The organism is Paenibacillus sp. Marseille-Q9583 (genome assembly GCF_976954365.1).
On record NZ_CDRJTB010000051.1, the window covers coordinates 15244 to 38647 of the forward strand.

Consider the following 23404-nt stretch of genomic DNA (forward strand, 5'->3'; position numbering starts at 1 on the left):
CTCCTATAATTTTTATCGCATAAATGCTTAACTATTCCATTCGAATACGGTTTCCGTCTTGTAAAGGCTCACTGCTTTCCAGAATAATCAGTTCTTCCTCATACAGGCTATCCGATTGGATCATCGTTTCTTTGTCATTCGTTTCACTTGTATGAATGAGGACTTTACGGGCAACAAAGACATTTCCTAATGCCCCTCTCTGTTCTTCAACTCTATAAACAAACATGCCGCCACGGTCCTCGTGAATAGCCTTATTGGAAACGAGCAATCCCTCTTGCCGTGAACCTTTCTCAAGTTTGATCTTTGCTTGCTCACCCCCTTTCAGTTCAGAGTTAACGACCTTTATGCGAAGAACCTTCTGAGGGATCGTTATGGTCTGCCCCCCCTCTTCACTAGATGAGCTCTCGATACGTGGTTGTTCATTCGCCACTTCCTCAATCGTGCCTTCGATCATACGGGCCTGTTGTTCTTGGACAGTATTTACCTCGACCTCGATCTTCTCTCCGATCGAAATCCCTAAGCTGGACAACACCTTTGAATCAGCAGATATGTCGAATCGATAACCTAGCCTGCTGTTCGAGATAAGAACATCCGGTTCTCCCGCTGATGTTAACCCTTCAACGGCATTCAATTTCGCTATAATACCATCGAAAGGGGCGGCAATATCTTGTTGGCTTGTCAATTTATCTCTCATCTCGTTAATTTTACGTTCCTGCATATGTAGATTAAGTTTACCTGTCTCGATAGTACGTCTTGCATTCCGAATCTTGAGTTCGTCCCCTTCCATGCTCGACTGAATGAACTGATCTTGAATATTCTGCTGCTCGATTTGCTGTTTTTCTAAATTGGTTATTTCATCTTCCAATTCTCGTTCGGCAGATTTGCTGTCATAGATGATTAACTTCTGCCCCTTCTTCACACGATCTCCCTCTTTCACGAGAATCTTTTGGACCTTCCAGCCGGCAGCATTCGATAGTTTAGCTTCGGCGAGCGGTTGCAGTATTCCGCTACCTTCGATCGTAAGTACAAGACTTCCAGCAGCCGGCTTTTCCGTTCTCACTTTCGGCAAGGTCAGCGACTGTAGCGTGTTACTGAACAACGTAAAGAAGATTAACAATCCCATAAAAATAATGAACACGATCTGAATGATTCGTTTGCGCCTACGATCAGCCGCTACTTTTTCTAACTCCATATCCCGTTCTTCTCCTCCTAAGAACTTTCCGTAGGAAAGTTTACTTCGTAAGCATCAACCTCGCAAACATTACCCCTTGATGCCAGACAATTGAATGCCTTCAATGAAATACGACTCTGCATACAGAAACAACAGCACCATCGGAGACATGTAGAGCACCGATGCAGCGAAAGCAATCCCCTTCTCTTTATTGATCATGGATAAATAAACCGATAGCGGCTGCTTGAACGGATCGTCCAGAAAAATAAGTGGCTGCTCCACCATGTTCCAATAGTCGACAAACAATAAAATAACGAGTGCAGCCAAACCTGGCTTGATCATCGGGATGATAATGGTGCAGAATATCCGCAAATGTCCGGATCCATCGATCTTGGCCGCTTCGATGTAGGCATATGGAATAGCCAGCATGAACTGCCTGAGCATAAACACACCGAAAGCTGCGAAAATCCCAGGTAATATAATCGCATTTGGACTATTCAACAGCCCAAGCTTATCCGCCATAATGTAATTCGGTACTAGCGTCACTTGGAATGGCATGAGCATCGTCAAGACATAGACGAGAAACAAGGGCTCTCGGCCGCGAAATTTTAGCTTGGAGAACGCGTACGCAGCCAGTGCTGCTATGATGGTCTGCCCTGCGATGATCGGCACCACCATGAATACCGAATTCCAGAACATCATCAGATATTTTGGGCTACCCACCAAAATCTTGTCATACTGCTCCAAGGACACTTTATCCGGCAGCAATTTTAAATTCACAAAAGGATTTGATCTCCCTGCAACCGCTTCGTTCATCTGCCCTATGGGCCCATAATTGATGCCAATTTCTTGTTCTGTCATGATCGAATTTGTGAAAGTGATTACAATAGGGAATAATAACATGACCGCGATAGCGACCATGACGACCGTTAACGAAATTTTTTTCAATATTTTAGTAACTGGCACAACCCTTCTCTACCCCCTATTCCATGAACTGCCGATGCCGGCGTTCAATCGCAAACAATCCCATGACGATCAGAAAAATACAACCAAACATCAAAGTCGCAGCCGCAGTCAGCTTCTGAATATCCAACGACATGAACATGTTGTTCATATAGTGCTGCATCATGTATATACTGTCATGCGGATAATCGCCTGCGATCAAATACGTTTCCCGAAATACTTTAAATGAGTTAATGATCGACATGATCACTACAAAGAACATCGTGGATGTTAGATAGACAAGTGTAATACTTCTAAACTGCCGCAAACGCCCTGCCCCTTCAATTTGGGCGGTTTCGTAGTAATCCTTCGGGATTTGCTGTAGTCCCGCCAAAAACAATATGACGTTATAGCCGATGTTCTTCCATAAATACACGACAATGACGACATTTCGGGCCGCATCGGTCTTCATCCAATCCACACGTTCGGATCCAAAGTAGCTCATCCAAGCATTCAGGGAGCCGTTCCAATCGAACAGCATCTGCCAGATCAGAATAATCGAGGCGACTGGAACGACAAGCGGTAACACAAATACAGTCCGTAGCCATTTTCGAAAATAAATATTTTTATTCAACAGCATCGCCAAACCTAGCGACAGCACAAGCATAAGCGGAACACTGATCACGCTAAAATAAAACGTATTGGATGCTTCCTCTCTGAAGGAATTACTCGCGAGCAGCTCGCGATAATTATCCAATCCCACAAATTGGCCGTCTACCGTACTGTTCATAAAAGAATAGAACACTCCCATCGCAAACGGAATAAGGTAGAACAGCGCAAATCCGATACCACTCGGCGCGAGAAACATCAATGCCGCTGAAGTATCTTTGCGGATCCATTTCTTCATTGTTGTCTTCATCGTCCTTTCAATAATTACTGTTCAAGGGTACACCGTTACAATGACTCCATCCATATTGTTGTCCGAAATCCCATAGTGACGATTTTGAAAGACTACATAACCCAATAATAGAAGTAGGACAAACCAAAAAAACACTTCTTCATCCTCAGCTTTCTCCTCCACTCATTTAGAATAAGGACAACTGTTTAAAAAAGAAGTAGGGTAAATGTTAAAATTTCCTTAAATTTCAGGCTTGGATTTAATTTTGATGAGTATGCTGCAAAACGATTGTAAATAGTAATGGATGTCTTCTTCAGGAGTCTGAAGCAAGCCAGCAAGCATCAATACCGGGTCAGAACAGCAGCTTCAGCTGCACATAGCTTTGCCCCATCGACAACATGTGTAGGAATCGTTGTTACATGACTGAATAGCTGCTTGGGTATTCCAAACACCACTGACGACCAACACTACAATAGATAGCAGACTCTTTTTCACTAAATATTGCCGTTGATTCGACGTTTCTGGCTGCTAGAACTGGCATTGCCGCTTGCGGTAAGTAGCTTTATTGATGACTTACTACCTAATGGCAACTGGTCGCTTATCGTGTGGGCCTGTCTGGCCCTACTCGCCATCTATGCACTTAATAGCATTCTGAACTATGTTGTTACGTATTGAGGATAATGTAGGCGGAATTCGCGTAGTACAATCTATTGCAAACGAACGCTACGAGGAGAAATTATTCGCAGTTGATAACCAAAATTACCGTACTCGTTGACTCTTAAACCTATCATTAAAAAAAACACCCCAAAGAGTCTCTCTGAGGTGTCCAATTCTTAGTGTTTGATTGGCAACGTATAGTATCCAAAAGCAAGATCAAGTAATGCACTCGCTTCTTGGCGAAGCAAAGGCTTTTTAGAACGAAAATCGACAGTCCCGTCATCATTCACTTTTGTATCAGGATCTACAATGCCTTGTGACACTAATGCTATGATCGAATCAGTGGCCCATGAGTCTGTGTCACCTTTAAGCGTAATTTCTGAAGCTTGCTTAGCTTGTTTTAGATTTTGAATCATAACGGCTGCTACTTGTCTTGTGATGACTGCATTACGATCAAAACCAGGGATTCCTTTTTTCGTTAATTCTTTATTCCCCTCAATTAAATGAGGAAAGCCGTACCAACCATGGGCAAGAATTAGCGCATCCATAAACTCACCTTGCGTCATCGTTCCCTGCGGTTCGAAATGGTTGCCAGATTTAGCACTTATCACATCCAGCGAATACAGGTTGTCGATGTAAGATTTATAAGCGCTCTCCTCAGATACATCAGCGAATGCTGGCTTCGTATGGACCTTACGAGCATCTGAAACAAAGTCTGGGCTATTAGGATTCGTATAATAGAAGTATTCGATCTGATCTTTATGATCTTTTTTAAAGGCCAATTTGTTACCTAATTCATCTTCGAACAATAGCGGATTAATCATTCGTAACGTATGTGTACCGCTTGTTCCAGTCTCCATAATCAGATTGCCGTCTGCATAGGTGAAGTTCGATTTCAAGAAATAGAATCTGGTGTTCAAATAAGTTCCAGTATATTTAGCAGCTTCTGATGCAGGCAATGGGAGATACGTTGGCGCCTCTGGAGCTTTCTTTTCAGGAAAATAGTGATCCATCAAGGCTTCATAAATATCTAAACTCATCATTGTGTCATTGTTATAGGACATGTAGAAAGCCATATTCTCCTCAGGCAATAATACGATCAGTGATTGATGACCAGGCATATTTCCACCTTTGAGAACCACATGATGGCCATTCATCAGATCATTACGATACCCTTCAAATCCTCCAACCGTCGTCATCGGAAGCGATTCATTCGCAAAAACGGAGTACGTTTGCATCATCTCCGTGGTTTCTTTACTAATGATTTGCTTTCCATTCACGCTACCCTGTTGTTGAAAAAGAGTTAAATATTTAGCCATATCTTCTCCTGTGGATAGGATGCTGCCCTGTGGCCCATCGGTAGGCGCATGCCCAAAGGTTGGATGAGGTTTACCATCTGGTCCATAATGTGTAGCCATTCTATCTAAAAGCTCTGGGGTAAATCGAGAACTAGTAGAGTTCATTCCTAAAGGTTTAAACACCTGGTTCTCCATATACTTATAAAACGGGATGCCACTTACGTTCTCAATCGCATAGCCCGCAAGTAAAAACGCAAAATTATCATAGGTATACGCTTCACCAGGTGTCCGAACGACCGTCGGCATATGCTCCGTCATAAACTTTTTCATGGGAATGTCTTGATCTACATATTCCGGTGCAACAAAGTTAGCTTTATCCGGGTAATCAAAGCCCGTTGTGTAAGATAACATATTTCTTAAGGTTAACGGAGTTTCCGTTTCATTTGGTACTTTCATACCTCCAAGATACCCATTGATATCGTGATCAAGATCCATCTTTCCTTGTTCCACTAGCTGCAGAGCTGCTAGTGCGGTAAATGTCTTCGACACGGATGCGATCTGAAAGACGGTATTCTTATCGACAAGTGTTTTCTTTTCTTTGTCCGCATATCCGTACCCTTTATTCACGAGCACCTTTCCGTCTTTAACCACGACAAAATTGGATCCGTTCACATTGTATTCCTTCATTTTCTGCGCAAATATTGGGTCCGCGAAAGCCTCGATTTCTTTTCCATTAAAAGATCCTTTCGAACTGGTTGCGTTAGTGGAGACTGGTGCTGAACATGCTGTAAATACAGTTGTTGATAATATTAGTGCGATGACGCTGAGCCTGCGTGTCTTTTTCTTCATAATCCATTCTCCTCTATAGGGTGATTTGTGAATAGTGAACCTGTTCTGAGTATCACAAATGGAATGTCATTCAAGCTAGAAACGTTCTGTCACCACTTAGCTTTGTTACATGTCATATGACGTGTAGGTTGATCAAAAAAAAGACACCAACAAGGAGTCAGTGTCTTTCATTTCGTATATTAGTCTAGAAGAGCTTATAGCCATCTTGAAAAATTTTTATGAGTTACTTTGATCTGATTTCGCTCGGCCCAAGCTTTTAACTGTTTCATTATTTCATCTTCATCTTTTTGTGACAGAAAATTAAAGCATAATTTATAAGGAACAAATTTATTCACTTTAGGCCTAATCCCAACTACAGGACTAAAATATCCTTTTATATATATGTCATTAATCCGCTCTGCTTCTATTCCTAGATCTTCTATTAATATAGATTCCGGTTGAATCTGAATTTCAACAACTCTTCTGATCGTAAATATCCTGTAGACTAAAACAATTGCAACAATCAAACACAAAATAGCCTGACCATAAAGTAAACAAGAAAGCACTAAGTTGTCACTACTTGTATAGCGATAGTTTAGATTATAAATTTGAAATAATTGAATCCCCATTAGCAGACTGATATACACCAGAAGTGGTATTAACGACGGACGCCTTACTCTATAAACCCCTATATGATCCATGTGCCCCTCCTTTTCTCACGTCCATATAGATTACCATATGTTATAAAAAATGGATATTACACTTTTCTTCACTTCACAGGAATCTCAATCACCTTATTATATGCTTTCAAATAATGCAATCCTTCTATTAGTAATGACTCAGGCTCACTTTGTGTATCAAATAATAAAGTTCGTTCTTTCATTAGTTTACCATCCGTTTGTTTTACCTCTTTTTGATTAATCGTTGTTTTTAAAGTTGTACTCCCGTTGTTCGTTTCAATAGACACACCATCCAGCATTACATCATCATCCGTAGCAATCGTTATTTCGATACCTTTAGAGGTTTTGGATACATCCTTTAACCATAGTTCTTTATCACCCAGCATTAACGGCTTGTCACTTCTCGCAGTCAGGAGATACTTTTCATCTATCGTCTGATACCCAGCAAATTCTTTAACGACTAGCTGCATGGAATGTAGCTCCTTAGGCAATGTGTCGAAGCGAATATCAAACGTTCTTCCACCTAATGAGGTTTGATTACCACTACCCAGGATCTCTACAGGTGTTCCATCGACAATTAATTGTACCCCATGTAATCCAAGCTTTACTCGATCAAAATTATCGACATCCAGCTTCCCTTTTACTACAGTCATCGTTGGTGTAGCTGTGATTGATTTGAAGGTAATCGTGCCTTTGTCGACTTTAACCTTCTTGTTAATCGATTGTTTAATCTGAGTTTCCATGGCCTCATTAGGGTTATAAGGGAACGTAACTTTTCCTTCGCTCATCTGACTGTTCTCTTCCAGCTGCTGCCAAAAGTGTAACGTTAGTTTTTTCGAAAATGGATTTACGCTGTCAAACGACATCTGTCCTTTAATCTCCGTATGCTCTTCATTGATTAATGATGTACCACTTACTACGTTAGAATCAGTTAAAAAACCACTTATTTTAGAGGGTCTAAAAGCGTCCACAGACATATCCTCTAATCCATTGGGGTTAGTTAACGTGTAATACATAATGAATTGATTGGAGTCCGCCATAATTCCGTTAATGGTAAGTTCCGTCCCATCTACTAACGTAGTCTTCTTGTTGACGTTTTGTCCCAACCCTTTTTCATTTAGCTGTTGTAAAGTTGTGCCATTAAGCAATTCATCAAAGCCAAAAAGTTGTTTGCCATAATAAGCAAAAGCATTGTAGTTTTGTCCAGATATTACTGTCACCAATAGCACAACTGCCGCGATCTTCCAAATCGGTGCTATTCTTTTCGTTCTTTTTACGGGAGCCGAATTCAAAGCCTTTCTTAATCTCATTTCTAATTCTTCAGGTGCGGTAATGGACGCTATGCGCGTCTTCTCATCAGCTAATCGCTCTTCGACATTATTGTTCATCAACATCACCTCTGTACTGATTTTTGAGCGTTTGTAATCCATGATAAATTCTTGATTTAACCGTTCCTATCGAAACCTTTGTAATGTCAGCTATCGTTTGATAATCGAGATCATGAAAATATTTTAATTGAATCGCTTCTCTCTGATGCTCATTTACTTGTAACAATAAAGTCTCCAAATCCATTTGTTGCTCAGTTCTGCTATATGGATCACTACTAATCACTACTTGGCCTATTTCCCTATCGTCAACCTTACTCCAATCCTCTAACAGCACCAGCTTGCCGCGCTTATGAAGGAGTCGTTTACAGCCATTCACCAGAATCGTCTTACTCCAGCTATAAAATGCTTCCTCTTTCTTTAGTTGACCGATCTTTTCATAAAGTGTGACAATCATTTCCTCCATGGCATCCATGGCATCATGCGCATTCCCCATATAGCTGAATGCTAGCCTATAATAAACGTCTTTTTCAGACATGATTAAGTGGAGCAATGCTTCTTTATTCCCCTTTTTGGCTTTTTTCACCCATCGTGCGACATCCATGCTTTCACCTCTCTCCCCTATAAGAGTTAGGAGTACCTTAAAAAGTTCATTTCCCATAAAAATAATTTTATATATAAAATCTATGGTTTCATTCACCCAAATGTAATATTAAGGAAAATAAGTATCTCTTATACCCCAATCTAGTTGATTTTAAACACTTCAAGTAATAGAATGAACTAATCTAAAAGAAAAGGATGGGCATAAGAGATGCCGTTTAAAGAACCTCGTACACTCAGTAAAAGATCCCTATTATTTTTCTCTCTCATTATGCTAGTTAAAAGTTATTTTGCTTGGTATTTTCTCTTTGAAGACGGGCCTACGTGGACCACATGGCTTAAAGAAATCCCTTTTGTGCTTCTAGTCTTTTGCTTGATTGAATGGTTCGCAACGAAACGAAAAATTGCCATCTACATGCTGGTCAATGTGTTGATCACTACCCTATTTTTCTCACTCATTGTATATCATAATCATTTTGGCATTATTGCTACTTCACAAGTATTAGATCAGGTCAAGCAAGTTGGAGCCGTTAAGAAAAGTATTTTCTCGGTCATGCGTCCGCAATATATGCTTATTTTCGTGGATATCATTGTCATTGGTTTGGTCATGTTTAGAAAACAGAAGGCACTTAATTGGAAAAAAGCCATGTCGCGTAAAAGTAACCGGAAAGCGGTTGCGATCTTGTTCTGTATTTCCATCGTCATTTGTGCAATGAATATTTTTCCAAACCGAGCCAGTATGAACGAAACTGTTAAAGCCGAGCAAATGGGCATTCTCAATTATGAAGCTTACTCTCTATTAGCCAATCAAGAAGAAGAACAAATCGACGTCGCTAAGATTACACAAGCTGCGATTAACGAGACCAAAGGAATTCAAACAACCTCTAATCCGGTTCAATTTGGAGCCGCCAAAGGAAAGAACCTGATCATTCTTCAGATGGAGTCTTTCCAGAACTTCTTAATCAACCTTAAGATTGATGGAATAGAAATCACACCGAATATGAACAAGCTTGCGGCTAGCAGTTATTACTTTCCGCGTTTCTACCAGCAGGTTGGACAAGGAAATACTTCGGACGCTGAATTCATTGTAAATACTTCTTTCTATGTTCCACCTGATGGTCCAGCCACTCAAATGTATGCGCCCAAAGAGCTTCCAAGCTTACCTAAGCTACTTCAAGCGCAAGGTTATGATACGGCAACATTCCATACGAATGAAGTCGACTTTTGGAACCGTGGCGAGCTTTATAATGCTTTAGGATTTAATAGATATTACGATAAGGAATACTATGGTGAAGAGGACACTGTATTTTACGGCGCTTCTGATGAAGTATTGTATGAGAAAACAGCTGCAGAGCTAGCAAGGATGGATCAGAAGGATCAGCCTTTCTACTCTCATGTTATTTCGATGTCAGCGCATAATCCATTCTCGATCCCTGAGGATAAATACAAAATGGCCCTTCCAGAACGATTCGAAGGAACGTTAGTCGGAGATTATATTCGTGCTCAGAATTATGCTGACTATGCACTGGGACTTTTTATTGATGAGCTCAAACAAAACGGGGTTTGGGATAACAGCTTGATTGCATTGTACGGAGATCACCGCGGACTTCCAATCTTCTCTCTAAAAGAAGACGATCACGTCTTATTACAGGAAATCCTTGGTCATGAATATACGGAACGCGAATTAATTAATATTCCGTTGATCCTATCAGCGACGGGGATTACAACGCCAAGTGTAAAAGAACAGTTAGGCGGTCAAGTGGATATTTTGCCTACTGTAGCTAATTTATTGGGTGTTTCTCTTGCGGATCATATTCATTTCGGGCAAGATTTATTGAATCAATCGACTTATAACCTACTTCCTCAGCGCTATTATTTGCCAACAGGATCTTTCGTAAATAATGAGGAGCTCTTCCTATCTGGCAGTGGCTTCGAGGATGGTCAGCATTATACCTTATCTGGCGATGGTAATCACACGCAACAAACGACCGAGGATGAGTTCGATCGTGCTTTAGAGCTTCTCCATCTATCAGATAGTTATGTAACACAGTTACCGGATAGAGTAATTGAGGAAAAATAAGCTTGTATATACCGAAAACACTGCATTCACCAAATCGGCGAATGCAGTGTTTTTCTATATCCGTTTACTTATTCTTTTACGACCAGTTTTAGAGGTGCGGCGATCAGTTTCTCAACCGTCTTGCCATCTAACACGTCTTTCGCTGCTTGAATTGCTAACTGTCCAATTAATGCAGGCTGCTGAGCAACGGTTCCTGTGAGTTTACCCGCCTCAATGGATTTAAGTGCATCATCATTTCCATCAAAACCGATGACAGGAATATTCTTACCTGAACTCTGAATCGCTTCTATAGCACCAAGAGCCATTTCATCATTATGAGCGAAAACCGCTTGTACATCTGGATTTCCTTGAAGAAGGTTCTCCATAACGGTCAACCCTTTCGTACGGTCAAAATCAGCAGTTTGCTTCGCAATCACCTCAAGCTGCGTGTCGGCAATTTCATGGAATCCTTTCCCACGTTCGCGGGTAGCTGATGCTCCCGGTGATCCTTCTAGTTCTATAACCTTTGCACCTTTTCCAAGCTGCTCTACAATATATTCAGCTGCCATTGATCCACCTTTTACATTATCAGAGGCAACAAGGGCTTTAATATCTCCCTTATCTGCAGAACGGTCCAAAGTAACGACTGGAATATCTAGACTGTTAGCTGTCTGAACAACCGTCGAGATCGCTGAAGAGTCTACTGGATTGATTAACAGCGCATTTACACCTTTTTGCATTAAATCTTCAACGTCATTACTTTGCTTGGCCGAATCATTCTGTGCATCGATAACGAGAACTTCCATACCTAGCTTCTTAGCTTCTGCCAAAACTCCATCTTTAACCGATACAAAGAACGGATTGTTCAAGGTAGATATGGATAATCCAATCTTCATATTCCCTGGGCCCCCGCCGATGTTAGGCTTTGCCCACTCTGGAGGCTCTAAGGAACAACCGGTCATAAGAATCAAGAGTAAGGAAGTAAAAATTAATGTGAGCTTTTTCATGTGGAATCCCCCTTATACGGCTTTCTTACGGTCTATGAGTACAGCAATCGCAATAACGATCCCTTTAACTACCATTTGGTAAAATGATGATACGCCGAGCAAGTTCAAGCCATTGTTCAGAATCCCGATAATAAGAGCACCAATTAATGTGCCTACGATACGTCCACGGCCACCTGTTAAGCTCGTCCCCCCTAATACTACTGCCGCGATCGCATCCAACTCATAGGATGTACCTGCTGTTGGTTGCGCTGAGTTCAATCTAGAGGTCAAGATGGCACCAGCCAATGCTGATAACATACCGGTTAAGGAATAGATCATTATTTTGATGCGGTCTACTTTGATCCCTGAAATAATGGAAGCTTTCTCATTACCCCCAATAGCATACGTTTTACGGCCAAATGGCGTTTTATGCAGTACAATCCACAACACAGCGAATACGATAATCATCGTGATAGCAGGTACAGGTATTCCTAGTAAATATCCACGGCCAAACAATTGGAACGTCATGCTGTCACCAAGACCTGTGATCGGATTACCGTCCGTGTATACAAGCGTTAATCCGCGGAAAATAGTCATGGTCGCCAGTGTAGCAATAAAAGGCGCCATTCTGCCTTTCGTAATCATCAGTCCATTGACCATCCCCATCAGTCCACCCGCTAAACAACCCACAACAATAGCTAAGATTGGATCCCAGCCTGACAACATCAAGTTGGCTGTGAAGGCACTGGATAAAGCTAGAATAGACCCTACTGATAAATCGATACCACCCGTTAGAATAACAAAGGTCATCCCAAAAGCGATAAGCGCATTAATTGCGACTTGTCTAAGCAAGTTCAGTATATTAAGGGGTTCCATAAAGCTTGGGTTCAGCACGGTTACAATAATAATTAGAATGATTAGCCCTAGTAACGGCCCTAATTTCTGCGTGATTTGCCCAATTTGGAAACCTTTCTTTACACTCTCATCTTTGATAGTAGTCATTACTATTGCCCCCCTGTAGCTAACGTCATGATTTTTTCTTGCGTAGCTTCTTGTTGTGAAAGTTCTCCACTGATTTCCCCTTCATGAACAACTACGATGCGGTCACTCATCCCTAAGACTTCAGGAAGTTCTGAGGATACCATAATAATGGCGACACCTCGTTCAGTTAATTCGTTCATAAGCTGATAAATTTCTCGTTTTGCCCCAACATCGACGCCGCGTGTAGGCTCATCAAGGATAAGAACACTGAGGCCAATACCAATCCATTTGGCGATAACTACTTTTTGTTGATTACCCCCAGATAAATTCCGGACCAAAGTGGATGATGATTGAGTCTTAATGTGTAGCCGTTTAATAAGCATATCCACGAATTCTTGTTCCTTCTTAGCATTAATTACACCCTTAGGGGCGAAGTCGTATAAATTCGTCAGCACCATATTATCTCGAATAGAGAAATCTAGGACTAACCCCTCATCTTTGCGGTCTTCTGTAACAAAGCCGATTCCAGCTTGCATAGCGTCATTGGGATTCCGAATGGTAACCTTCTGTCCCTTCACCCAAATCTCACCTTGGTCTAATGATTCTAATCCGAATAAGGTTCTCATCATCTCTGTACGTCCAGATCCCATTAATCCAGAGAATCCTATGATTTCGCCAGCTCGCACAGAGAAATTAGCATTTTTAAATTGCCCTTTCTTTGAAGCATTCTTAACTTCAAGAACCACTTCTCCGGGTTTAGAAGTACGCTCAGGGAACCGGTCCGTTAATTCACGACCTACCATCTTCCGAACTACATCGTCAAAATTAGTTTCAGGAATGGGCTTCGTGTCTACGGTTTTCCCGTCTCGCATAACGGTGATTCGATCACATATCGTAAAAATTTCTTCCATCCGATGCGAAATATAGACGATAGAGACGCCTTCTTTCTTCAGTGAGGCAATGACTTCGAATAGTTTCTGTATTTCCCTCTCGGTTAATGCAGCGGTAGGCTCGTCCATAACAATAACTTTCGCATGAGTCATAAGCGCTTTAGCGATCTCAATCATCTGTTTTTCACCTACCGAACATTCCCCCGCCTCTTGGTTCAAAGGAATGGTCACAGAGAGCTTAGAAAACTGTTCATTTGCTAACGCTTTCATCTCTTTCCTATTTAACAGGCCGAATTTGGATGTTCGTTCCTTGCCAATGAACAGATTATCAAGAACCGTCATATCTGGCCATACATTCAGCTCCTGATGGATAAATGCGATTCCATATTGTTCTGCCTCTTTGGGATTCGTAAAGTATTTCTCCTGATCATCTATACGAATGGTACCTTGGTCACGTTGGTGCAGACCGATCAGAATATTCATCAGCGTAGACTTACCTGCGCCATTCTCACCCATCAGGGCATGAACTTCACCATCCTTAAGTTCAAAATCCACACCGGTCAATACACGGTTAGCGCCAAAAGACTTATGAATATCTTTCATCGTAATGTGCATACACTTAGAACCCCCTTTTTATCCAAAATAGACTCCGGCTTGTAGAATACAGTTTGCATATGGCTTAGCTTCACCCGTGCGAATAATAACCTTAGCCTGCTGGGTTAGCTGCTTAAATTGCTCATGTGAATACGCCTCTATCGGTATTCCCTTAAATTTATTATTCAAGTATTGAGAGGTGACTTTATTATCGGTCTCTAATTCCTCTGCAACGATTACCTTTTCGATGACCATATCCTCTGAAATCATATCAACGATATCTTGGAAGCTAGGGACACCTAGTTTAACCGCCAAATCAATCTTCGGAATACCCGGTGGAACAGGAAGCCCAACATCTGCGATGACAATCGTATCGGTGTGACCTAAGTCCGCAAGCACTTTAGAAATATGACTATTTAATACTCCGTGTTTCTTCATAATTACAGATTCGCCTCCACCTCTGCTCTTGTTGGCATACCACCTTGAGCCCCAAATTTAGTAACGGATAAAGATGCTGCTCGATTGGCAAACTTTACACTATCCAGAATGGAGCTGCCTTCAGCTAAAGCAACTGCAAATGCCGCATTAAAAGTATCTCCAGCTCCAGTCGTATCTATAGCGTTCACTTTGTAAGTAGGAACCAGAATTTCTTGTTCTCCATCGTAAAATCGTACGCCATTGCTTCCTTCTGTTATAAACAGCTTGTTGGGATACTTCCGTAAAGCATCTGTAGTACTCATCCCAGGGAATAAAATCGTACATTCATGTTCGTTCGGTGTCAGATAGGCGGCATTTTCTATAATCGTGTCACTGATGGGACGAGCAGGAGCTGGATTAAGCAGCATAGGTACATTGACTTTATGGCAAAGCTCACTTACATAAGACACCGTTTCCTCGGGTATTTCTTGTTGGATTAGCACCATATCAGACCCTTTTATAGCATCAAGTGCTCGCTCAACCAACGCAGGAGTGACTAAATCATTAGCTCCTTTTACAACGATAATGCTGTTATCACCTTCTGCTAAAATGATGTGAGCTGTCCCGCTTTCGACATGTGTAACCGGTTCCATATTAGTGGTAAGAACCCGATTTCTCTTAAGATTCTCCATGATCTCCGTACCATAGAAGTCTTCACCTACACAACCAACCATCGTAACTTCTGCGCCCAAACGCGAAGCAGCTACAGCCTGATTCGCTCCTTTGCCTCCTGGAACGGTAGCGAAGCTCTCTCCAAGAACAGTTTCCCCTGCGTGAGGTCGCTTGGATGAGGTCACCACCAAATCCATTGAACAACTTCCGATTACACAAATCTTAGCCATGTCCATCAACCTTTCTTATGTTGTCATCTATTCTTTTCTTCTTGTTGTTTCCCGCTCCACAAAGCTGACGGGGAATTGAATGATTTTATCTTCTACTTTATCTTGCTCAATTAACTTAATAAGTAAACCAGCTGCTTCACGGCCCATGTCATGTGCAGGCTGACGGATAGTAGATAACGAAGGCGACAACAGGCTGCTGAGTGGGATATCATCGAATCCAATGATTTGGAGATCCTGTGGCACTCTTTTACCTAAGCGATGTGCTTCATGAATAACAGCTGTCGCCACGATATCATTACTGGCAATTACACCATCTGTATCTATATATTTATCAAACAACTCTACAGCCCATTGTTCCGCTTCTGTGTGGGAGAAGGATGAAGTCTGGATCACTTGATAAGTGATTCCCATTTCATCAAGTACTTCAATTGCACCTTGAAATCGATCCTGCGCCGGTTTAATATGCGCCGGTCCTTGCATGACTGTGATCTTGGTGCTTCCCCGTGAAATGATTTCTTGAGCAGCAAGGCGTCCGCCTTTTCTGCCATCTGCATATACGGAGGGACTGTCATTAGAAGTACGGTCAAGAAATACAACCGGAATTTTCAAATTAGAATAAATATCTTTCTCGGGAAAATTGGTTGATGAGATCATGCCAATGACATTATTTTGGATAAAGGTTTGAATATAATCCAATTCCTTTTCCTCGTTCTCATCACTATTACCAAAGATTATCCGATAACCATGCTCCTGCATCCGATCTTCTATCCCACGTGCTAATTGCGGGAAGAATGGGTTCGTAATGTCAGGTAATAGAAGTCCTATTAATTTGGATTTCCGTTTATACAATGACCTTGCAACCTCATTAGGGGTATAATTCATTTCTTTGATAGCTGCCTCAACTTTTTTTCGAGTATCGATATTCACATAACCAGATTCATTTAACACCCTAGAAACGGTTGCTACTGACACTCCAGCTATTTTTGCAACATCTTTAATCGTCATCATGATTCATTTCATCCCCCAATGTGTAACCGGTTACATGTATTACATTAATTAGATTATCATAAAACCGTTTTCATTACAAATCTTTTTTCGTTCCAATATATAACAAAAGATATCGATTGAACTTGATATCTTTAGTGATGCTAATAAACCAGTTCACAATCATGGTGTTCCCAAACATCAAATAAATTACCATCCAGATCTTCAAATACAAAAAACTTACCATACTCACCTTCGTCACTAATGTTTCCGACTTTCACATCTTCACAACTCAAATGGTTATGAAGTGATACGACATCATTAGTAAAGAAAGTGATCACCCATCTTTTCTTATCCCTTACCTCGAACACTGCTCTTGAATCATGATCACTTTGTGTTAAACATAGGATCGGTCTATTCTCTCTAAATAAGCTTAGATTGCCTTCTCTTCGATCCCTAATATTAAAACCAAAATGTTTCACAAACCAAGCTGCAGATTTCTCCAAGTCTTTAACTGGGATCACATTATATGCAATACCTAAAATTCTTCCAACCTCCATCGAATACCTACTTGACCTTAGACTTTTGTCTACTAAAGATCTCTAAAGATTTTTATCAGCTAATCGATTTAATAGTTTGATTGTATTAAAATGCATCCCTTCATGGTAAAGCGTGAAATTTATGAATTCTCCGATTGTATTTAAGGTTAATCCACTTCCGGTTGTAAGAGGTGTTGCTGGCTCACTTAAGCGATTGTGCATTGCTTCCTGAATACGTTTGGGTTGCTCCGAAAGCATCTCAATTAACACTTCAAGTGTTGGTGGTTTCTCACTCCACTCTGCAGGTTTAGTACCTTTTGCAAATAATCGTTCAAAGCTTTCCGGCAATTGCATAAGCTCTCTAGCGGAATGAAAAGCGAACTTCTCTTGCACCAAATAAATATGTCCCAAGTTCCATCTAATGTTGTTATTAAGGCCCTGTGGAATGATATCTAGTATTTCCTCGGAAAGTTCTTCAACTGCACGAACAGTAACACTACGTACAAATTCAATTTGTTTGAACACGATTTGCTCCATCATAGCCCCTCCTTTTTTTATCCATAGTTTACCATGCACGACAACCGAATCCCAGCAGTTAGTACGAATTGTAAAATATCCCTTTACAAAAGAAAGCGAATGGTTTATTTTAACATTAAGTAATGATTAAATATTACTCGTATTATCCCAACATTTAAATTCTATAGCAATAAATATCGGAGGTTATGATGGAAGATAACATGAAAGATACCTTACTATCGAACATAAAATTTGCGTACAACGAAGCTTTGGAATTCATTGTTTCTATGGGAATGATTGCTTGTGAAGAGCAGTTGCTTAAGGCAGCAGAGGATTACAAACTTGAAATGGACCCGCAAGTGTTGTCCTATCATAAAGATGCACGAGCACGGTTGTCACCTCACTCCTACCGAGAACTTCAGTTTTTTTTCCAGTACAACTTTTTTCATAAAGCACTCGATTTTGCATTCTATGAATCCATTTGCACTTGTCCAGAACCACAAACAGCTGAAGCATGGATAAATCGACTGGAAAAGAGTCCTGCAGAAAAGGTAGTCGCTGAAATGGTATATGGTGTGTATTACGATAAATTAGATGAGTTGCTAGAAGGAAACGATTGGGAAATTGTCAAGAAGGATACCCGCTTAATGGCTGAGCTTGTGGCAAGAACAACACCGCAGTTGGATGTGATTGAAGCGCAGGGGCCATTACTAGAGTGTCTCGCTTATCCCGAAGAAACTAAGCTACGTTATATGCAGCTCTTAAACCAGTTCTACAAGGATGTCTTTTCACTTTGGAAAGAGGAGTTAAAAAGGGAGTCTGAACAAGCCTCTCAGCGTTATGAAGGTTTGTTCCTAGCGAATCCTGAAAGATTCATTCGTGATATCAACAAAAATGAACCTGCAGTTTATGATGTTCCCACTACTTTTCATGTCAGCTTTTTCTCACAAGTTGGGAATCATCTTCTCTTCTTTTACGCAGGAAGTTCTCGTATCGCTTGGGTTATATTCGGCATTTTTAATGATCATGTATTCGGACCTGCTGCTGATCGAGAGAAAACTGAACTTTTTTTAAAAGCATTCTCGGATAAACGACGTTTAGACTTCTTGCTGCTCTTAAGGAATCGCCCTCACTATGGACAAGAAATTGCATCAGCACTTGGCATAACGCCCGCGGCAGTAACTTATCATGCCAACTTCCTATTCTTTTTAGACCTTATCGAACTAAAAAGAACCGATCATCGATTATATTACCATCTTCGAATGGATAAATTGAGAGAATTACTTGCCGTCACCACAAAAGTCATGCTCGATGAGGAACCTCCTATCTTTTAAGTGAACCACAGCAAATTAAAACCATAGTGGGGAGGGTCTAAATTGAATGGATCTACAAACATAGAAGCAGACTCGATCAAAAAATCCAAAGTAGTTTCTAACACTTTTATGCGTTTACTGAAACTTGGAAAACCCTATTTAGGCTGGTACCTCGTATTATGTCTCTTAGCAGCCGTCGTTTCCCTTGCAACAGTTGGGATAGCCGAATCTTTACGACGTATAATCAACGCTGCTGCGAATCAGAACATGTCCTTTTTGATGTCTGGTGCTATCTTTGCTCTAGTAATCGTTATTGTAGATGCTTTAGCCAGCTTCTTATTGACTTATTTATCAGGTGTGCTTGAATTCAAGTCGACCTCCAAGCTTCAGGTATCACTGCTAGCTAGATTATTAAACGTACAGATGAAAGATTTGGATCGTTATCATTCTGCTGATCTCATTAGTCGTATCAATGATTCTGCCCCAGCTGCTCAGCAAGGTATCAATCAGAAGACCATTGAACTATTCAGTAATCTGATGCAAATTACATTTCTTCTAACTTATCTGCTCTCACTCCAATATGCCTTAACGCTCGGAACTATATTGATTTGCTCGCTTGTTCCACTTGTGATGGTTCCCTTCACTTCCCGCCTACGTTCCATGCACGAGCAAAGACAGCAAATTGAAACCGCTCAACAAATGTTTATTCAAGATACGGTACAGGGTGCTGAGGTTGTGCGTGCCTTCTCCCTTGCACCTAAGCTGCATAATCAATTCACACAACGTGTTAGGCAATATTTCAACATTCATTTACCTGTCACACGCTTAGAAGCTGTGGGCTATAATATGCCCTTTGCCGTTATTCTTAGTGGATTGCTATATGTTCTCTCCTACGGCGGATATCTAGTTATCCAAGGGAGATTAGATGTGGGAGCAGTGGCGGCATTTCTGATTTGTTTCGAGCAAATAACAAACCCTGTATCAAAGCTGGCTAATCTATGGACAGAATTACAAGCCTCGCTGGCGCAAGGTAAACGATTGTTTGAAGTCATTGATTTACCAGAAGAAGACGCAAGCCGTGAATGTAATCAGGAAGATTCTCATAAAGAAACGCCGATGAATAACAACCAAGCAATTAGTGGCTTGTACCCTATCACCTTTGAGAATGTAGGTTTTCATTATGGTAATCATCAAGTATTAACTAACGTTAATCTAACCATAGAACCAGGTAAAGTAACTGCGTTTGCCGGTCCTAGTGGCAGTGGAAAAAGCACCCTCCTTCAATTAATACTTGCAACCTATGAACCTAATGAAGGGGTCATCCAATCTGGTAAGTTGCCATTAAGCAGCATTCCCCCTCGGTCTTGGCGTAATCATTTGGCTTATGTTTCTCAAGAGCCTTATCTGTTCACTGGAACTCTATATGAAAATATTGCATGGGGAAGACCTGACGCAACCTTTGAAGAAATTATTAATGCAGCAAAAAGTGCGGGGATACATGAATTTATTATGAGAACCCCACTTCAATATCAGACTTCTATTGGGGAACGGGGCCATACCTTATCTGGCGGCGAAAGGCAGCGGCTATCTATTGCCAGAGCGTTTGTCCGAGCGCCTAAGCTTCTCCTTCTTGATGAACCCACAGCTGCACTTGATAGCCATAATGAGGAGATTGTCGGCCAGGCCCTGCAAGAACTCATGCATGATCGTACAACGGTTGTTATCGCGCATAGACTATCTACCATCAGAAATGCAGATCACATTTATTATATGGAGGCGGGTTCTATTGTTGAAGCTGGGACTCATCTGGAGTTAATGACTTTACAAGGACAGTATTACAATATGGTTGAGACCTCAATGAAGAAAGCTGATATTTCTACTCTGGTCGGGGAGGTAGAGGTATGAATGAGATGGAATCCAAGAATCTAAAATTGGGGTATGCTCTGCGTAGATTAATCTCTTACGCTAGCCCTTATCGAATTGGATTTATTGTGGCTGTACTCCTGCTCTCTGCTAAACTCGTAATGGACATAGGATTTGCAGCCGTTCAGCAAGTATTTATTGATACGATCAACAACGCCAATATGGATGCATTAACACGTATAACTGTAATCTGTGCCATTGCTTGTGTCATCATTATTTGTTGTCTTATGTTGCAGCATTACTTCCGTTTCGTTATGCAGAGTCGGATGGCTTGGGATATTCGTGCGAAGTTGTTTGACAAAAGTCACCGAATTCCATTCCGTTACCTTCAGTCCATGCATTCAGGTGATTTGACTTCGCGTAACACTAAGGATGCAGGGATGGCCATGGGGATGATTAACAGCATCGTATACGATCTAGGATATAATCTACTTCTCTGTTTCATTTCCTTTCTATATTTGGCTAAAATGGATGTCTGGATCGCCCTGTTAGCTCTTGGATCGGGTCCCCTTGTTTTTCTTTCCGGACGTTTCTTTGATCGCAAATTACGAAAATTATCTACTCAAATATATGCAAAAGAGGCGGAATTACGAGGAATCTTACAAGAAACGCTTCAAGGAATGAAGGTCGTCAGAGCCTTTTCGCTTGAAGAAACTCTCTTAAATAAATATACATTAGAACGTGAGCAGTTAAGAAGAATGCAGCTGCGAAAATCGCTTCTAAATGGTCTCTTATGGCAATCTTCTGCCTTTATCAACAATCTCGTAATGGTGACATGCGCCGCTTTAATTGCGTTATCAGCTCTAAGTGGCGGAACATCGGCAGGTGAAGTACTCGCTTTTATTATTTTGATGGGTAGGGTTCAATGGCCTTTTGTCAATATGTCTCAAACATGGGGAGGTGTGCAGGAGGCTTTAGGCGCAGCTGACCGCGTATTCGCTATACTTGATGCACCTGATGAAGGAGCTACTCATCCTTTGCCAGATTCCAGCTCATCAACACTTGCTTCCGTAGAGGTAGCTGCATTACAAATAGAGGATGTCCACTACAACTATTCGGGTAAACCGGATAATGAAGCCTCCCTATTTACAGGGCTTAATATTCATATACAACATGGAGAAACTATCGCGGTTGTCGGGCCAAGCGGGTCAGGGAAGACGACGCTCGTTCGATTATGTAATGGACTTTATGAGCCTACTGCAGGAAGCATCACGGTTTATGGAAAGTCTGTACATGATCAGCTTGAAGAAGCACGCGCAATGATTACCTATGTTCCCCAAACCCCTTATTTGTTCTCAGGAACTATACGAGACAATATCGCCTTCAGTTCTAGTACAGCTAGCGAAGAGGATATTCGAGAAGCCGCTCGGCTCGCAGGTGCAGAAGAGTTTATTACGAAGATGCCCCATGGTTATGACACTATCCTAGGTGAACATGGATCGACTTTATCTGGTGGACAAAGACAACGCATAGCCATTGCCAGAGCTTTTCTTCGTGATGCTCCACTCTTACTTCTAGATGAAGCCACTTCCGCACTCGATAACGAATCTGAGCGAATGATTCAGCAATCTCTTGATATGTTAATGAAGAATCGAACCACATTAGTTATTGCACACAGACTATCCACCATACGTGAAGCATCTAGAATTATCGTGTTAAATCAGGGTTCAATTGTTGAGGAAGGAACACATGAGTCTTTATTAGAAATGAATGGGCTATACTCACAATTATATAACATTCAATTTAAATCTTCTGAAGCAGAAGACATTAGTGCACCTGAGTTGCTTCAATTTCATTCCAATCTTTGATCTCAGTTCAATGCATACATCGTAATTCATAAGTTATTTTAATTAAGGTGTATGCGTTGGAATCGAGTATAAATTATCCTCTTCTTTTAATCGTCTCATGACGAGCTTAATAAATGACTGGATATAGCTTTCTTGAAGCTCTTTCTTTCTGTGGCTCATCCATATCGAATGCTTAGAAACTACATTTACCACTTCGACCTTGGCTAACATACCCTGATCAAGATAAGGCTTTGCTAACAACGCTGATACAAAACTAATCCCATAACCGGCAATCACGGCTTGAATAACCTCATTTACTCCATTAAATTGCAGTTCGATCTTCGGTTGTTGTACCTTTCTTTCTTCACATAATTGTACAATTCTCTCTCTGGCTGCACTACCTTCCTCCCTCATAATAAATGCCTCAGCCATCACTTCCTCAAAGCTAACCTCCTGCTTGGCTAAAGAATGATTTGAAGAAACTACGAACACATACTCGTCCTTGTACAACTCCCGATGTTCGAACACCCCTGTATGATGAGAAGGAAACGCCATATCACTATAAATCGCCACGTCCGCTTCAAAGTTATTTAATTGTTCCATGACTTCATGAGAATTAGCAGTAGAGATCTGAATTTTAACCTCCGGAAAAGATTGCTTGTATAATGATGCCCACCGGGGGATGAGTAAGCTTGTGGCCAAATAATTACCTGCAATCCGAATATGGCCCGCAGGAAATTTATGATAATCCTCAATAATCTGCTGTACCTGTTCACCCATAGCAAATAACTTTTCAAGTGGTTCGATCAGTTTTCTCCCAATCGATGTTAGCACCATTCTCTTTCCTATGACCTCTAATAATACGATATTATTGTCCCGTTCAAATTTGCGGATCTGCGCTGATATAGCGGGTTGACTAATGTGCAAACGTTCGGAGGCTTTGGTCACACTCCCTGTTATCGCAACATAATAAAATAATTTTAATACATGATAGTTCATCCTGATTTCTTCCTAACTATATAAAATAAAATCATATTTAACGGACCTTCGGCTTTCTTATTATAACTATACATTATGAATATTAACTATTATATATTGTTTATTTATAATTATT

The 23404-nt window shown here is 41.0% G+C and carries 20 protein-coding genes; 4 read left to right on the forward strand and 16 right to left on the reverse strand.

Features of this window, described 5'->3' with window-relative positions; all coding sequences use genetic code 11:
* Nucleotides 1-31 precede the first annotated feature (31 nt).
* The 7 genes from ACWNM1_RS20910 to ACWNM1_RS20940 form a co-directional block, all read right to left on the reverse strand.
* Nucleotides 32-1192 (reverse strand): efflux RND transporter periplasmic adaptor subunit, encoded by a 1161-nt coding sequence (locus ACWNM1_RS20910; RefSeq protein WP_449602504.1) that lies wholly within the window; start codon nt 1190-1192, stop codon nt 32-34.
* Between the two features lie 69 nt (nt 1193-1261).
* A complete protein-coding gene (locus tag ACWNM1_RS20915) occupies nt 1262-2092 on the reverse strand; it encodes a carbohydrate ABC transporter permease (protein ID WP_449602534.1) in 831 nt (276 codons plus the stop codon).
* 61 nt (nt 2093-2153) lie between these two features.
* Complete coding sequence (locus ACWNM1_RS20920; protein ID WP_449602505.1) at nt 2154-3020, reverse strand: carbohydrate ABC transporter permease; 867 nt, start codon at nt 3018-3020, stop codon at nt 2154-2156.
* Between the two features lie 824 nt (nt 3021-3844).
* Nucleotides 3845-5815 carry a serine hydrolase gene (locus ACWNM1_RS20925; RefSeq protein WP_449602506.1) on the reverse strand — a complete coding sequence of 657 codons (1971 nt, stop codon included), beginning with the start codon at nt 5813-5815 and terminating at the stop codon, nt 3845-3847.
* Nucleotides 5816-6009: 194 nt separating this feature from the next.
* A complete protein-coding gene (locus ACWNM1_RS20930) occupies nt 6010-6495 on the reverse strand; it encodes a hypothetical protein (protein WP_449602507.1) in 486 nt (161 codons plus the stop codon).
* A 68-nt stretch (nt 6496-6563) separates the two neighbouring features.
* Entirely contained in the window at nt 6564-7862 is a 1299-nt protein-coding gene (locus ACWNM1_RS20935; RefSeq protein WP_449602508.1) for a DUF4179 domain-containing protein, read from the reverse strand.
* Nucleotides 7852-8403, reverse strand: a complete 552-nt coding sequence (locus ACWNM1_RS20940) for a sigma-70 family RNA polymerase sigma factor (RefSeq protein WP_449602509.1) — start codon at nt 8401-8403, stop codon at nt 7852-7854. Before ACWNM1_RS20940 ends, ACWNM1_RS20935 begins: the two co-directional genes overlap by 11 nt.
* A gap of 207 nt (nt 8404-8610) precedes the next feature.
* On the opposite strand from ACWNM1_RS20940, the gene ACWNM1_RS20945 reads away from it, so the two are divergent.
* Nucleotides 8611-10479, forward strand: a complete 1869-nt coding sequence (locus ACWNM1_RS20945; protein ID WP_449602510.1) for an LTA synthase family protein — start codon at nt 8611-8613, stop codon at nt 10477-10479.
* Nucleotides 10480-10547: 68 nt separating this feature from the next.
* Here ACWNM1_RS20945 and rbsB read toward each other — a convergent pair whose 3' ends face one another.
* From rbsB to ACWNM1_RS20985, 8 genes are all read right to left on the reverse strand, one after another.
* Complete coding sequence (rbsB, locus tag ACWNM1_RS20950; RefSeq protein WP_449602511.1) at nt 10548-11465, reverse strand: ribose ABC transporter substrate-binding protein RbsB; 918 nt, start codon at nt 11463-11465, stop codon at nt 10548-10550.
* A gap of 12 nt (nt 11466-11477) precedes the next feature.
* The gene (locus ACWNM1_RS20955) at nt 11478-12446 is read right to left on the reverse strand and encodes an ABC transporter permease subunit (RefSeq protein WP_042189841.1); all 969 of its coding nucleotides are present in this window, start codon (nt 12444-12446) and stop codon (nt 11478-11480) included.
* Between the two features lie 2 nt (nt 12447-12448).
* A complete protein-coding gene (locus ACWNM1_RS20960; RefSeq protein ID WP_449602512.1) occupies nt 12449-13930 on the reverse strand; it encodes a sugar ABC transporter ATP-binding protein in 1482 nt (493 codons plus the stop codon).
* 18 nt (nt 13931-13948) lie between these two features.
* Nucleotides 13949-14347, reverse strand: a complete 399-nt coding sequence (gene rbsD, locus ACWNM1_RS20965; protein ID WP_042189845.1) for a D-ribose pyranase — start codon at nt 14345-14347, stop codon at nt 13949-13951.
* 2 nt (nt 14348-14349) lie between these two features.
* Nucleotides 14350-15228 (reverse strand): ribokinase, encoded by an 879-nt coding sequence (gene rbsK / locus ACWNM1_RS20970; protein WP_449602513.1) that lies wholly within the window; start codon nt 15226-15228, stop codon nt 14350-14352.
* Between the two features lie 27 nt (nt 15229-15255).
* Nucleotides 15256-16236, reverse strand: a complete 981-nt coding sequence (locus tag ACWNM1_RS20975) for a LacI family DNA-binding transcriptional regulator (protein ID WP_449602514.1) — start codon at nt 16234-16236, stop codon at nt 15256-15258.
* A gap of 140 nt (nt 16237-16376) precedes the next feature.
* On the reverse strand, nt 16377-16772 hold the full coding sequence (locus ACWNM1_RS20980) for a VOC family protein (protein ID WP_449602515.1): 396 nt from the start codon (nt 16770-16772) through the stop codon (nt 16377-16379).
* A 42-nt stretch (nt 16773-16814) separates the two neighbouring features.
* Complete coding sequence (locus ACWNM1_RS20985) at nt 16815-17291, reverse strand: DinB family protein (protein ID WP_449602516.1); 477 nt, start codon at nt 17289-17291, stop codon at nt 16815-16817.
* A 182-nt stretch (nt 17292-17473) separates the two neighbouring features.
* On the opposite strand from ACWNM1_RS20985, the gene ACWNM1_RS20990 reads away from it, so the two are divergent.
* The 3 genes from ACWNM1_RS20990 to ACWNM1_RS21000 are packed head-to-tail and all read left to right on the forward strand — an operon-like array spanning nt 17474 to nt 22311.
* Nucleotides 17474-18601 (forward strand): helix-turn-helix domain-containing protein, encoded by a 1128-nt coding sequence (locus tag ACWNM1_RS20990; RefSeq protein WP_449602517.1) that lies wholly within the window; start codon nt 17474-17476, stop codon nt 18599-18601.
* 42 nt (nt 18602-18643) lie between these two features.
* Entirely contained in the window at nt 18644-20485 is a 1842-nt protein-coding gene (locus ACWNM1_RS20995; protein WP_449602518.1) for an ABC transporter ATP-binding protein, read from the forward strand.
* Nucleotides 20482-22311, forward strand: a complete 1830-nt coding sequence (locus ACWNM1_RS21000) for an ABC transporter ATP-binding protein (protein ID WP_449602519.1) — start codon at nt 20482-20484, stop codon at nt 22309-22311. Before ACWNM1_RS20995 ends, ACWNM1_RS21000 begins: the two co-directional genes overlap by 4 nt.
* 42 nt (nt 22312-22353) lie before the next feature.
* On the opposite strand, the gene ACWNM1_RS21005 is transcribed toward ACWNM1_RS21000, so the two are convergent.
* The gene (locus ACWNM1_RS21005) at nt 22354-23289 is read right to left on the reverse strand and encodes a LysR family transcriptional regulator (RefSeq protein ID WP_449602520.1); all 936 of its coding nucleotides are present in this window, start codon (nt 23287-23289) and stop codon (nt 22354-22356) included.
* Between the last annotated feature and the right edge of the window lie 115 nt (nt 23290-23404).

Excerpts from the sequence above, each read along its gene's own strand:
- ACWNM1_RS20955 (WP_042189841.1), bottom strand. The coding sequence starts at position 12,446 with ATGACTACTATCAAAGATGAGAGTGTAAAGAAAGGTTTCCAAATTGGG.
- ACWNM1_RS20910 (WP_449602504.1), bottom strand. The coding sequence starts at position 1,192 with ATGGAGTTAGAAAAAGTAGCGGCTGATCGTAGGCGCAAACGAATCATT.
- ACWNM1_RS20980 (WP_449602515.1), bottom strand. The coding sequence starts at position 16,772 with ATGGAGGTTGGAAGAATTTTAGGTATTGCATATAATGTGATCCCAGTT.
- ACWNM1_RS20935 (WP_449602508.1), bottom strand. The coding sequence starts at position 7,862 with ATGAACAATAATGTCGAAGAGCGATTAGCTGATGAGAAGACGCGCATA.
- ACWNM1_RS20925 (WP_449602506.1), bottom strand. The coding sequence starts at position 5,815 with ATGAAGAAAAAGACACGCAGGCTCAGCGTCATCGCACTAATATTATCA.
- ACWNM1_RS20940 (WP_449602509.1), bottom strand. The coding sequence starts at position 8,403 with ATGGATGTCGCACGATGGGTGAAAAAAGCCAAAAAGGGGAATAAAGAA.
- rbsD (WP_042189845.1), bottom strand. The coding sequence starts at position 14,347 with ATGAAGAAACACGGAGTATTAAATAGTCATATTTCTAAAGTGCTTGCG.
- ACWNM1_RS20915 (WP_449602534.1), bottom strand. The coding sequence starts at position 2,092 with ATGGTCGCTATCGCGGTCATGTTATTATTCCCTATTGTAATCACTTTC.
- ACWNM1_RS20930 (WP_449602507.1), bottom strand. The coding sequence starts at position 6,495 with ATGGATCATATAGGGGTTTATAGAGTAAGGCGTCCGTCGTTAATACCA.
- ACWNM1_RS20960 (WP_449602512.1), bottom strand. The coding sequence starts at position 13,930 with ATGCACATTACGATGAAAGATATTCATAAGTCTTTTGGCGCTAACCGT.
- rbsB (WP_449602511.1), bottom strand. The coding sequence starts at position 11,465 with ATGAAAAAGCTCACATTAATTTTTACTTCCTTACTCTTGATTCTTATG.
- ACWNM1_RS21005 (WP_449602520.1), bottom strand. The coding sequence starts at position 23,289 with ATGAACTATCATGTATTAAAATTATTTTATTATGTTGCGATAACAGGG.
- ACWNM1_RS20945 (WP_449602510.1), top strand. The coding sequence starts at position 8,611 with ATGCCGTTTAAAGAACCTCGTACACTCAGTAAAAGATCCCTATTATTT.
- ACWNM1_RS21000 (WP_449602519.1), top strand. The coding sequence starts at position 20,482 with ATGAATGAGATGGAATCCAAGAATCTAAAATTGGGGTATGCTCTGCGT.
- ACWNM1_RS20990 (WP_449602517.1), top strand. The coding sequence starts at position 17,474 with ATGATGGAAGATAACATGAAAGATACCTTACTATCGAACATAAAATTT.
- ACWNM1_RS20985 (WP_449602516.1), bottom strand. The coding sequence starts at position 17,291 with ATGATGGAGCAAATCGTGTTCAAACAAATTGAATTTGTACGTAGTGTT.
- ACWNM1_RS20920 (WP_449602505.1), bottom strand. The coding sequence starts at position 3,020 with ATGAAGAAATGGATCCGCAAAGATACTTCAGCGGCATTGATGTTTCTC.
- rbsK (WP_449602513.1), bottom strand. The coding sequence starts at position 15,228 with ATGGCTAAGATTTGTGTAATCGGAAGTTGTTCAATGGATTTGGTGGTG.
- ACWNM1_RS20975 (WP_449602514.1), bottom strand. The coding sequence starts at position 16,236 with ATGATGACGATTAAAGATGTTGCAAAAATAGCTGGAGTGTCAGTAGCA.